We start from the raw sequence: 12,052 nt of genomic DNA, 5'->3' as shown, positions 1-12,052 counted from the left end.
TACCACCGACCGAGTTGCTGCAGGCGGTGGTGCGCAAGGCCTGAGGTCTTTCGCGGATGAATCCGCTCCTACCGTAGGAGCGAATTCATTCGCGAAACGATCAATCCGTGCCGTATTTCGGCGAACGCGGCCCGTACAGCAACCCGGCAGGTTGCCCCGCCGACAACAGACGATTGCTGGCGATACCGGCAATCGGATGACCGGCATCGGTTGCGCTGTTGATGATCTGCTTGACCGCTGCGGTAATCAGCATGCCGACCAGCCCGCCCCCACTGTTGTTACCACCTTCATCGCTGGACGCCGTCGCCGACCCGGTCCACAGTGCCGTGCCTGTACGCAGGTCAACCAGCTTGGCCGTCACGGTCACGATGGTCTGACTGCTGATCACCATATAGGTGGTGCCGTACTGCTTGACCGTAATGTACATCGCGGCATCAGCACCGAAGATCTCCCGCAGTTTTGCCGGCGAAGTTGCCTGGATATCGTTGGCGTTGGTCAGGCCATTGTTGCGGAACGTCTCATCGACGAGCGCCACCGGCAAGACGTAGTAGCCCGACTCGGCCAGCGGGTAAGTCACCTGGGAGAACGTACTGTAAGTCGCTTTGACATCTGGCGACTCGTTGACCGGCGGCAACACCAGAATCGAACGAGGCTTGCTGGCCTTGAACGCCGAATAGTCGACCGTCTTGGGGGTTGCACAGCCGGACAGCAAGGCCACGGCAAACAGGCTCGCGGCAATCTTCATCAAACGGGCATTCATTTGGCGACTCCTGTCCGGGCGTTCTTGAGCAGGAAGTCCATGTAGGTCGTGGACTCCGGAAACAGCGCCTTCTCGGTATTCAACTGCTGGACCATCTGATCATCCTTGCCCAGGCTGCCGTAAAGCATGCCCAGTTGAGCGTGATAGCCCGGTGGCGGGGTGGCGTTGGTGGAGCGGATCTTCTGCAGGTCCTCTTCCAGTTTGGCTACCTGTTCTTCCTTGGACTCCCCCTTGAAATACTCATACACCTCAGGCTGATAACTGCCCCACTGGTACAGGGTTTTCGGCTGGGCGCAGCCAGCCAGTCCCGCACCCGCCAGCAACAGCATGGCGAGTGTGCGCAACGAACGACTCGAATACATCACAATTCCCTTTTTGAAAAATCAGTTGGCAGTCGGTTTCCAGGCACCGCTGTCGAGGGCGCGAACCATGTTGTTGACGGCTTCACTCATGGCCAGATCAAGGACCTTGCCGTTCAGTGTCGAGTCATAACTGGCCGTGCCGCCGAAGCCGATGATTTCACGGTTCGACAGTTCGTACTCACCGGCGCCCTGAGTGGAGAACACCACTTCGGAAGTGCTGATATTGACGATGTTCAAGGCCACTTTCGCGTAAGCGATCTGGGTCTTGCCACGGCCCAGCAAACCGAACAGTTGATGATCGCCGACTTCTTTGCGACCGAACTCGGTCACATCGCCGGTCACCACATAATCAGCACCTTTCAGGCGCTGAGCCGTGGCCTTGATGGCCGCCTCCTGCTGGATTTCCGCCATGTTGTCGCGGTCCAGCACATTGAAGCGGTTGGTTTGCTGCATGTGCGTGATAAGGATCGTCTTGGCCTGACCGCCCAGGCGGTCGACGCCATCCGAGAAGATGCCGCGCATGTAACTGGAGCGGTTATCGAACTTACCCACCGCAACGGGGTAACGCACGCCAGACCAGGCGTAATTTGCACTTTCGACCTTTGCCACCGGCAGAGCACGAGAGCTCTCCGTTGCGCAGCCACCGACCAGCAAAAGCGTTGCCGTCGTGATCCCTGTTACCAAAACCTGCTGCAGTCTTTTCACACTCATACTCCGGGCGTTTCAAAAGAAAACTGTTCAAAACGTGCATACCGCTATTACGTACACGTTCGTATGGCGAACAGATTTATCTGCCGAATGCACCAGAACTGTAATTTTTTTGCAGATACGCCTTTCCCTGCCCTTGAAACGGGGAAAACATGGCAGGGCCAGGGATCAGGCGAAAAAGAGCAGGTTACTTCCAGCGATCCGCAGCGGTCTGATCGCTATGACGCCCTTCGACCCAGCGCGGGCCTTCTGACGTGTTCTCGCGCTTCCAGAATGGCGCGCGTGTCTTGAGGTAATCCATGACGAAATCGCAGGCCTCGAACGCCGCCTGACGATGGGCGCTGGCCACCCCGACGAAGACGATGGGTTCACCCGGTTCAAGCGGACCCACACGGTGCAGCACTTCAAGCCTGAGCAGAGGCCAGCGCTGTTCAGCCTCGGCAACGATCTTTGCCAGAGCCTTTTCGGTCATGCCCGGATAGTGCTCCAGAAACATGCCGGACACCTCACGCCCCTCGTTGAAATCCCGCACATAGCCGACAAAGCTGACCACTGCGCCGATGCCGACATTGGCTGCATGCAGGGCATTGACTTCACTACCTGGATCGAAGGCCGCGGCCTGAACGCGAATGGCCATGCTCAGCCTCCGGTCACGGTCGGGAAGAACGCCACTTCATCGCCCTCTTCCAGCGGCTCGTCCAGCTGACACAGCTCCTGATTGCGAGCGCACATCAGGTTCTGCTCGGCCAGCACCTGCCAGGCCTCGCCGCGCAGCAGCAGGTGCTGACGCAGTGCCTCCAGGGTGGCGAACTCGCCCTCGACACGCTCGCCCTCCAGGCCCAGCGCCTCACGATAACGGGCGAAATATTGCACCTGCACACTCATGATGATGCCTCCGGCGCATCGGCAACGAAGTGGCCGCTCTTGCCCCCCAGCTTCTCCAGCAACCGGACCGACTCGATGACCATGCCGCGATCGACCGCCTTGCACATGTCATAAATGGTCAGGGCTGCCACGCTGGCGGCGGTCAGGGCTTCCATTTCCACGCCGGTCTGCCCGGCCAGCTTGCAACGAGCGACGATCGACACCGCGTCTTCCCCTTCGGCACTGAGTTCGACCTTGACGCTGGTGAGCATCAGCGGATGGCAGAGCGGAATCAGATCACTGGTTTTCTTCGCCGCCTGAATGCCGGCGATACGTGCAACGGCAAACACATCCCCCTTGGGATGCCCGCCACTGACGATCATTTGCAGGGTTTGCGGCAACATGCGAACACGCGCCTGGGCCACAGCCTCACGGGACGTCACGGCTTTATCGGTGACGTCGACCATATTGGCGCGACCTTGGGAATCGAGATGAGTCAGCACAGCCTTACTCCGGAACAGGAGAGGCGATTGTAGATAGCTCGGGGCGTTAGCTACAAGCTACAAGCTACAAGCGGGATCGTGCTCAGGCTTCCCGCTTATAGCTTGCAGCTTACCTCTTGAAGCTTGCAGCTTTACAGATGACTCTCCGCATACTCGGCCAGTACGGAGCGTGGCACCCCTTGCAGGGTGATGTGCACGCCGTTGGGGAAGTCCTTGAAGCGCTCCGTCAGATAGGTCAGGCCCGAGCTGGTGGCCGACAGGTAAGGGGTATCGATCTGCGCCAGGTTACCCAGGCAGACCACTTTGGAACCGGCACCGGCACGGGTGATGATGGTTTTCATCTGGTGCGGTGTCAGGTTCTGGCACTCATCGATCAGGATCAGGCTTTGCTGGAAGCTGCGGCCCCGGATGTAGTTGAGGGATTTGAACTGCAACGGCACTTTGCTGAGGATGTAGTCGACGCTGCCATGGGTGTTTTCGTCATCCATGTGCAAGGCTTCGAGGTTGTCGGTGATCGCCCCCAGCCAGGGCTCCATTTTTTCCGCTTCGGTGCCGGGCAGGAAGCCTATTTCCTGATCCAGGCCTTGCACGCTGCGGGTCGCGATGATGCGGCGATAGCGTTTGCTGACCATGGTCTGCTCAATGGCAGCGGCCAGCGCCAGAATGGTCTTGCCCGAACCGGCTGCACCAGACAGGTTGACCAGATGGATATCCGGGTCAAGCAACGCGAACAGCGCCAACCCTTGATAGATATCACGTGGTTTCAAGCCCCAGGCTTCCTGATGCAGCAACGGCTCCTGGTGCATGTCCAGAATCAGCAGCTCGTCGTTCCTGACACCCTTGATCCAGCCGACGAAACCCTGTTCGTCAATGATGAACTCGTTGATGTGAACCGCAGGCAAGGCTTCGGTCATTTGCACGCGGTGCCAGGTACGGCCATGGTCCTGCCGGGTTTCGACCTTGCTGACCCGGTCCCAGAACGAGCCGGAAATATCGTGATACCCACGCGACAGCAGCGAGACGTCATCGACCAGCTGGTCAGTGCTGTAGTCCTCGGCGGCAATCCCGCAAGCCCGCGCCTTGAGGCGCATGTTGATGTCTTTGGTCACCAGCACCAGGCGCAAATCCTTGTCGCGCGCATGCAGGTCAACCAGCTGGTTGATGATGATGTTGTCGTTCAGATGCTCTGGAAGAAAGCTGTTGGGCTCCTCGCGCCGGCTCATCAGGATGGAGAGAAAACCTTTGAATACGCCCGTCCCCCGGTCGATAGGGACACCCTTCTCGACTTCTTCCGGTGACGCTTCACCCAGTGTCTTGTCGATCAGGCGAATGGCCTGGCGACATTCGGCAGCCACCGAATGCTTGCCATCCTTGAGTTTGTCCAGCTCCTCCAGGACCGTCATGGGAATGGCAACGTGGTGTTCTTCAAAGTTCAGCAGTGCGTTTGGATCATGGATCAATACGTTGGTATCGAGCACGTAAAGGATAGGCTGGTTAGTGGAAGGGTTGCGTCCGTGATCATCCATACTCGCTCACCTTTATAGAAGCCAGGCGGCGCAGAACACGACAAGGCTGCGCCACGAAAAGGCCGCCGGTATCTTCCCTTGAGGCAGGAAAGAAGGTTGCTCAAGATGGGTCGTTGAGGACGCCACCTGTGTTGCAGGTTTCGGCGGTCTGTTGTCGTAATACAGCAAAACCGATGACAGAAAAAAGCTCTTTGACAGTTTTTTGAAGTTTATTTCACAGTATGACGAATAGCGCTTGGCGAGCGCTCTCTGCACGTTTACAGTCCGAAGTCATCTCAAGGCGAATCAGCCTCGGGAACCTGCTCCTCTCCCTCCTCAATCACCGTCGGCTCCCCTTGTTCTTCGGGGTTTTCAGAGAGATTCCGGCAGTCATCCCAGATCAGCTCACTTTGCGCCGTCCTGGCCAGCAGCAACGGCAGCGCCGATTGCGCCTTGTTGCCCTGATCGTGAAACACCACCGTTCCCTTGCGCCAGAGCAGCATGAGCGTCAACACGCGATCCCCCACCTGCTCGGCAGACAGCCGTCCGGTGGCATCCTGGGCATCGATGTTCCACAACGACACACGCAGGTGCTGTGAACGGAAAAACTCACCGCTGTCGGCCCGACGGTGGCCATAGGGCGGACGGAACAGCGGGACGAAGTTATCCGGCAGAACCCGCTCCACCAGCCCGACACTGCGTTGCACCGAATCCTGCCAGTCGACCCAGTTGCTGTGCGAACGGTATTCCCACCCCTGCACACCCACGCATTGCTGGCGATAGAGGGCTTGCAGGCGGCTCGCCGAACTGCTTTCAAGGCGCGCCTGCAGGTTTTTGCCCAGCACGAAGAAGGTGGCCGTCATTTTCTGCTGGCGCATGAAATCGGCCAGCCAGTCCGTATTGCCATCCACCGGACCGGGACCGCTGTCGAAATTGAGCATGAACGTGCGATCAGGCATTTCATCGCCACTCATCTCATCGGAGTTGTAGCGTTCGATTTCACTGCTGGTCTGGGGGAACAGGGCCGCCATGTACAGCAGCTCAGTCAGGTAGCGCTCATGGAAGGCCGCGCTGGGGGCTGCCCAGGCCGCATAAAACGAGTCGTTCGAGACCTTGTACTCCTCGGCTCGCTGACGGAGCTGATCCATGTCTTCGACCAGCACACAGAAGTTGGCGTCCTCGTCGCAGCTTTTCTGCGCCGCCTGATAGTTCTCCAGCAACCGCTGCCACAAGCGATGGCGAACCACATTCAGTGACGACACATTGATATAGCGCAGTCCCAGCCGCTGCTTGAGCCCCTCCTCGCCCTGCGTCTCGCTGACAGACAAGGCATGGGCGAAAGCCAGAATCTCTGCGCGGGAGGCGACATCGAACAAGGCAGGCGTTTCAAGTTGCTCGGGCCATACACTGCGATCCATCGTCGCGATCTCAGGCATCGCGGCATGAGCCTCAAACCAGAACAGACACGCGCAAACTGCTAAAACGATACGCAAAACCAATGCCCTCTCGATCCAATGCCAACGTCATCGCCCGGCACTATAGCCGATCCGGCTGCCACGCCTCATGTCCGGACAGATACAAAGCGGGTCTCTATCGCCACCATAGCTGGAGTCATCTGCCATCACCCCATAGAATCGCCCGACGACTAAAGGAGACGATTTCATGCTGATGGTGATTTCCCCAGCGAAAACCCTCGATTACGAGACCCCGCCCACCACCGAGCGCTTCACCCAGCCGCAATACCTGGATCACTCTCAGGAGTTGATCACTCAATTGCGCGAGCTGACCCCGGCGCAGATCGGTGAACTGATGCACCTGTCCGACAAACTCTCGGGCTTGAACGCGGCACGTTTCGGCAGCTGGACACCAGCCTTCACACCGGAAAACGCCAAACAGGCGCTGCTCGCCTTTAAAGGCGATGTGTATACCGGCCTGCAGGCCGAGACGCTGACGGACGCTCAGCTCTCCTACGCCCAGGAGCATCTGCGCATGCTCTCGGGTCTTTATGGTCTGCTGCGCCCCCTGGACCTGATGCAGCCCTATCGCCTGGAAATGGGCACGAAGCTGGCCAATGCCCGTGGCAAGGACCTGTATGCCTTCTGGGGCACGCGCATCAGTGAATGGTTGAATCAGGCACTGGCCGATCAGGGTGACGACCTGCTGCTGAACCTGGCCTCCACCGAATACTTCTCGGCGGTCAAACGCTCGGCCCTCAAGGCCCGCATCATCGATACAGAGTTCAAGGACCTGAAAAACGGCCAGTACAAGATCATCAGTTTCTATGCCAAGAAAGCCCGCGGCATGATGAGCCGTTTCGTGATTACAGAACGGATCAATACCCCGGAAGCACTGAAGGCATTCGATGTGCAGGGCTATCGCTACAGCAGCGAGCAATCCAGCCCGGACAAACTGGTCTTCCTGCGCGACAGCCCCCAGGAGTAGTGGCGTCAAGACTGCGTGGCGCCCCGGCGCTACGCAGCACAGATGCTCTATCTCAACCCCGAAACGACGACTTTATGGCGTCAAATAAACACCAATAAAAATCACGTGTATTTTTTCAGGTACTTTTCTCAAAAAAATAACATTTTTTTGAGTGATGGCACTTTGAATTTTTTCCGTGATAGCAAAAAAACACCCTCTCGTTTAAAGCCCTCTACAACTAAGGGCTCCGCGCTAGTTGCCATCACTTTGCAACCATCCGCGTTTTCAACCTTTTTAAAAAAACTCTCAAAAAGAGGACGAGTGGCCCGGAACTAATCGGGAACACGTACGCTCCTACATCCCGTAACAATTCTCGACAAGCCTGTAAGAGATCACTTACATCGCTACGAGAGTAAAAGGAAGTTACCCAAAACAAGTTTGAATTTTTCGGTTCAACAGACTGGGTACTGAAATCAAAACTCACATCACTAGTTGAAGTAGGTAGACAAGCGGAACATCCGAAGGATGTTTAGAGCAGGGCTTCAGGGTCTTCCAGACCAGAAACTGCCAGGGATCGCTAGACAGGAAGTGGTTTGCCACATCCAAGAGAGCATGAGCCTGCCCAGTAAGGACAGGACACTTGCCACTTGTGCTTAGTGTCATTTGAGTTCGCCTCGTTTATTTGGGCGCTCATTCATTAAATATGCCTGCGTTAGTTACAGGGCTTTAACAAGCCTGAATGACTGCGTGTGACATCTGCTGGCCAAAATTAATATCCAGCCAACTTATGGCGTGAAAAATCGAGGAGAGTACGATGCGTATCAGCATCTTTGGTTTGGGTTACGTCGGTGCAGTATGTGCCGGTTGCCTTTCTGCACGGGGTCATGATGTTGTTGGTGTGGATATCTCCAGTACCAAGATCGACCTCATCAATAACGGCAAATCGCCTATCGTTGAACCGGGCCTGGAAGACCTCCTGAGCCAGGGTATCCGCAACGGTAAACTGCGTGGCACCACGGACTTCTCCGAAGCCATCCGTGCCACGGACGTGTCGATGATCTGCGTGGGCACGCCCAGCAAGAAAAACGGCGATCTGGAACTCGACTACATCGAATCGGTATGCCGCGAAATCGGTTACGTCCTGCGCGACAAGACCTCCCGCCACACCATCGTGGTCCGCAGCACCGTACTGCCGGGCACAGTCGCCAACGTGGTCATCCCGATTCTGGAAGACTGCTCGGGCAAGAAAGCCGGTGTCGATTTCGGCGTAGCCGTGAACCCTGAGTTCCTGCGCGAAAGCACCGCGATCAAAGACTACGATCACCCGCCAATGACCGTTATCGGTGAATTCGACAAGGCTTCCGGTGACGTTCTGCAATCCCTGTACGAAGAACTGGACGCACCGATCATCCGCAAGGACATCGCCGTTGCCGAAATGATCAAGTACACCTGCAACGTCTGGCACGCCACCAAGGTCACCTTCGCCAACGAAATCGGCAACATCGCCAAGGCGGTCGGCGTCGATGGCCGTGAAGTGATGGAAGTGGTCTGCCAGGACAAGCAACTGAACCTGTCCCAGTACTACATGCGTCCAGGCTTCGCCTTCGGCGGTTCCTGCCTGCCGAAAGACGTTCGCGCCCTGACCTACCGTGCAGGCAGCCTGGACGTGGAAGCACCGCTGCTCAACTCCCTGATGCGCAGCAACGTGTCCCAGGTCCAGAACGCATTCGACATCGTGGCCAGCCACGACACTCGCAAAGTCGCCCTGCTGGGCCTGAGCTTCAAGGCCGGCACCGACGACCTGCGCGAAAGCCCGCTGGTAGAGCTGGCCGAGATGCTGATCGGTAAAGGCTTCGACCTGAGCATTTTCGACAGCAACGTCGAATACGCCCGCGTCCACGGTGCCAACAAGGATTACATCGAATCGAAGATCCCTCACGTGTCGTCCCTGCTCAACTCGGACTTCGACAAGGTCATCAACGATTCCGACGTCATCATCCTGGGCAACCGCGACGAGCGCTTCCGCTCCCTGGCCGACAAGGCCCCGGCTGGCAAGCACGTTGTCGACCTGGTGGGCTTCATGTCCAAGACCACGGGTGAAAGCGGTCGGGCCGAAGGTATCTGCTGGTAAATCAGCCGCAAGCACCAAGCTCAAGCACCAAGCCACAAGCTCAAGCCTAATGCTTGCAGCTTGGGGCTTGAGGCTTGCAACTGACTTTGGGATACGAATTTATGGACAGGCTAAAACACGGCCTATTAGAGGCCGCCGGTTGGCTGTTTTATTTATGTTTGTTGATGGGCATCGCCACGGCATTGCCCACCAGTATCTTTGACTCCCAGTCAAAGAACTTTATTTTCCTGATTGGCGCCGTCGGTATCTGGCGTTACTCCATGGGCATCACGCACTTCATCCGCGGGATGCTGTTTCTGTACATCGTCTACCCGCACCTGCGTCGCAAGTTGCGCAAGCTGGGCAAGTCGGCCGATCCGTCGCATGTGTTCCTGATGGTCACCAGCTTCCGGATCGATGCCCTGACCACCGCCCAGGTGTACAGCTCGGTCATCCGTGAAGCGATCAACTGCGGCCTGCCGACCACTGTCGTCTGCTCGCTGGTGGAAATGTCCGATGAGCTGCTGGTCAAGAGCATGTGGGCAAGGCTGAACCCGCCTGACCGGGTCAAACTGGACTTCGTCCGTATTCCCGGCACCGGCAAGCGTGACGGCCTGGCCTACGGTTTCCGCGCCATTTCCCGCCACCTGCCCGACGAGCGCGCAGTCGTGGCCGTGATCGATGGCGACACCGTGCTCAACGAAGGCGTCGTCAGCAAGACTGTTCCGTGGTTCCAGTTGTTCGAGAATGTCGGTGGCCTGACCACCAACGAATTCTGTGAAGTGCGTGGCGGCTACATCATGAGCGAATGGCACAAGCTGCGTTTCGCCCAGCGCCACATCAACATGTGCTCCATGGCCCTGTCCAAGCGCGTGCTGACCATGACCGGTCGCATGTCGGTGTTCCGCGCGGCCGTGGTCACCGACCCGGAATTCATCGCCGACGTGGAAAGCGACTCGCTCAAGCACTGGCGTCTGGGGACGTTCAAGTTCCTGACCGGCGACGACAAATCGAGCTGGTTCAGCCTGATGCGCCTGGGTTACGACACCTTCTACGTGCCCGATGCCGCGATCAACACCGTCGAGCACCCACCTGAAAAGAGCTTTTTCAAGGCCAGTCGCAAGCTGATGTACCGCTGGTACGGCAACAACCTGCGTCAGAACTCCCGCGCACTGGGCCTGGGCATCCGTCGCCTCGGGCTGTTCACCAGCGTGGTGCTGTTCGACCAGCGCGTGTCGATGTGGACATCCATTCTGGGCCTGACCGTCGCCATCATTGCCAGCTTCAAGTACGGCGGCGCATTCATCCTGATGTACCTGCTGTGGATCGGCATGACCCGCCTGATCCTGACACTGCTGCTGTCCTGCTCGGGACACAGGATAGGGCCTGCCTACCCCATCATTCTCTATTACAACCAGATCGTCGGCGCCCTGATGAAAATCTACGTTTTCTTCCGCCTGGACCGACAGTCCTGGACCCGCCAGGACACGAAACTCAGCCGTGACATGGCCAGCTTTCAGGGCTGGTTCAACACCTGGTCGTCCCGAACCATGACTTTTTCAGCTGGCACCATCTTCATCGCAGTACTGCTGACGATGGTTTGACCGGGCCAATGAATCAATCGATTTAAGTAGGAAAAATAGCCATGAATACAGCCGTGAATGCGAACGTCGTCCATGAATCCGAAGCCCAGCGCCAGCACGCCCGGGTCAAGATTCCCGCCAAGCTGCGCCTGCTCACCGGTGAGCAGAATGCTCCTCTGGTCCGTATCGAAGACCTGTCGGCCGGTGGCCTGAGTTTCATTGCTCCCAGCCAGATCAAACTGACCACCGGCGAAGTGATCAAGGGACGCCTGCAGTTTCTGATCGACAACCTTGGCCTGGCCATGGACGTTGAACTGCAGATCCGCTCCGTGAATCCTTCCAATGGCCGTGTCGGCTGCCAGTTCCAGAACCTTGAAGCCCAGGACATTGCGACCCTGCGCCACATCATCACCTCCCACCTGAGCGGCGACATCGTCAGCATGGGTGAGGTGCTGGCCACCCTGCAGCGCGACAACTTCACCAAGGCTCGCAAGACCAAGGGTGAATCCGCGGGCATGAGCACTCTGGGTCGCCTGCGCGCCGTGACATTCAGCCTGGGGATCTTCGTCGTCGGTCTGGCCGCCTTCGGTTTCATCTTCAAGACCGTCTACGGTCTGTACTTCGTCAGCCACGCTTCGGCAGGCCTGGTCTCGGTACCGAGCATGGAGGTCACCATGCCTCGCGAAGGAACCGTGCAAAGCCTGGTAACCGTCAATGGCGAAGCCGTCAAAGGCGCACCGCTGGCGACCTTCAACACCAGCATGCTGGACATGCTCAAAGGTGGCCTGGCCGGTGAAGACCTGCAGCCAGCCAAGATCGAAGAGCTGTACGGCAAACAATTGAGCGGCACCATGACCAGCCCGTGCGATTGCGTCGTTGTCCGCCAATTGGTGGCCGACGGTCAGTTCGCGTCCAAAGGTCAGGTGATCTTCCAGCTGGCACCACGCAACGCGCCTGCCACCGTTGAAGCACGCTTCACTTATCGCCAGTTCAACGACGTCAAGCCAGGCACCCGTGTCAGCTTCCAGATCGCCGGTGAAGATCAGGTGCGTACCGGTCAGATCATCAGCAGCGCCAACCTGAGCGATGCCGACCTGTCCACTGACATTCGCGTACAGATCAAACCCGACGAAAGCCTGAGCAGCTCGCTGGCCGGTCGCCCTGTCGAAGTCGTCAGCGACCGTGGCCCGTCCGTGAACTGGCTGATCGATAAAGCCATGGCTGCGGGTCTGTAAT

Annotated in this window: 12 protein-coding genes; 4 read left to right on the top strand and 8 right to left on the bottom strand. The window is 57.7% G+C overall.

Going from position 1 to position 12,052, the window contains the following annotated elements; all coding sequences use genetic code 11:
• Nucleotides 1-100: 100 nt before the first annotated feature.
• From ACIPY9_RS01005 to ACIPY9_RS00970, 8 genes are all read right to left on the bottom strand, one after another.
• Nucleotides 101-760 carry a DUF799 domain-containing protein gene (locus ACIPY9_RS01005; protein WP_400696369.1) on the bottom strand — a complete coding sequence of 220 codons (660 nt, stop codon included), beginning with the start codon at nucleotides 758-760 and terminating at the stop codon, nucleotides 101-103.
• Entirely contained in the window at nucleotides 757-1,122 is a 366-nt protein-coding gene (locus tag ACIPY9_RS01000; RefSeq protein ID WP_400696368.1) for a DUF4810 domain-containing protein, read from the bottom strand. The genes ACIPY9_RS01005 and ACIPY9_RS01000 overlap by 4 nt, the downstream gene beginning before the upstream one ends.
• A 21-nt stretch (nucleotides 1,123-1,143) precedes the next feature.
• Complete coding sequence (locus tag ACIPY9_RS00995; RefSeq protein ID WP_400696366.1) at nucleotides 1,144-1,833, bottom strand: CsgG/HfaB family protein; 690 nt, start codon at nucleotides 1,831-1,833, stop codon at nucleotides 1,144-1,146.
• Nucleotides 1,834-2,017: 184 nt separating this feature from the next.
• Nucleotides 2,018-2,467 carry a molybdopterin synthase catalytic subunit MoaE gene (gene moaE / locus ACIPY9_RS00990; protein ID WP_400696364.1) on the bottom strand — a complete coding sequence of 150 codons (450 nt, stop codon included), beginning with the start codon at nucleotides 2,465-2,467 and terminating at the stop codon, nucleotides 2,018-2,020.
• Nucleotides 2,468-2,469: 2 nt separating this feature from the next.
• The gene (locus ACIPY9_RS00985) at nucleotides 2,470-2,715 is read right to left on the bottom strand and encodes a MoaD/ThiS family protein (RefSeq protein ID WP_400696362.1); all 246 of its coding nucleotides are present in this window, start codon (nucleotides 2,713-2,715) and stop codon (nucleotides 2,470-2,472) included.
• The gene (moaC, locus tag ACIPY9_RS00980; protein ID WP_400696361.1) at nucleotides 2,712-3,197 is read right to left on the bottom strand and encodes a cyclic pyranopterin monophosphate synthase MoaC; all 486 of its coding nucleotides are present in this window, start codon (nucleotides 3,195-3,197) and stop codon (nucleotides 2,712-2,714) included. Before moaC ends, ACIPY9_RS00985 begins: the two co-directional genes overlap by 4 nt.
• 131 nt (nucleotides 3,198-3,328) lie before the next feature.
• Nucleotides 3,329-4,723 carry a PhoH family protein gene (locus ACIPY9_RS00975; protein WP_400696359.1) on the bottom strand — a complete coding sequence of 465 codons (1,395 nt, stop codon included), beginning with the start codon at nucleotides 4,721-4,723 and terminating at the stop codon, nucleotides 3,329-3,331.
• A gap of 275 nt (nucleotides 4,724-4,998) precedes the next feature.
• Nucleotides 4,999-6,195, bottom strand: a complete 1,197-nt coding sequence (locus ACIPY9_RS00970) for a polysaccharide deacetylase family protein (RefSeq protein ID WP_400696358.1) — start codon at nucleotides 6,193-6,195, stop codon at nucleotides 4,999-5,001.
• A 169-nt stretch (nucleotides 6,196-6,364) separates the two neighbouring features.
• Between ACIPY9_RS00970 and yaaA the strand changes: the two genes are divergently transcribed.
• The 4 genes from yaaA to ACIPY9_RS00950 all read left to right on the top strand — a co-directional run bounded on the left by yaaA (nucleotide 6,365) and on the right by ACIPY9_RS00950 (nucleotide 12,051).
• Nucleotides 6,365-7,144, top strand: a complete 780-nt coding sequence (gene yaaA, locus ACIPY9_RS00965; RefSeq protein ID WP_400696356.1) for a peroxide stress protein YaaA — start codon at nucleotides 6,365-6,367, stop codon at nucleotides 7,142-7,144.
• A gap of 793 nt (nucleotides 7,145-7,937) precedes the next feature.
• Complete coding sequence (locus ACIPY9_RS00960) at nucleotides 7,938-9,254, top strand: nucleotide sugar dehydrogenase (protein WP_400696354.1); 1,317 nt, start codon at nucleotides 7,938-7,940, stop codon at nucleotides 9,252-9,254.
• A 101-nt stretch (nucleotides 9,255-9,355) separates the two neighbouring features.
• A complete protein-coding gene (alg8, locus tag ACIPY9_RS00955) occupies nucleotides 9,356-10,837 on the top strand; it encodes a mannuronan synthase (RefSeq protein ID WP_400696352.1) in 1,482 nt (493 codons plus the stop codon).
• Nucleotides 10,838-10,878: 41 nt separating this feature from the next.
• The gene (locus ACIPY9_RS00950) at nucleotides 10,879-12,051 is read left to right on the top strand and encodes a PilZ domain-containing protein (RefSeq protein ID WP_400696351.1); all 1,173 of its coding nucleotides are present in this window, start codon (nucleotides 10,879-10,881) and stop codon (nucleotides 12,049-12,051) included.
• The last annotated feature ends 1 nt before the right edge of the window (nucleotide 12,052 follow it).

It is taken from the genome of Pseudomonas sp. NPDC089734 (genome assembly GCF_044748865.1).
Taxonomy (GTDB): Bacteria; Pseudomonadota; Gammaproteobacteria; order Pseudomonadales; family Pseudomonadaceae; genus Aquipseudomonas.
This window is presented reverse-complemented; position numbering and strand designations above follow the sequence as displayed.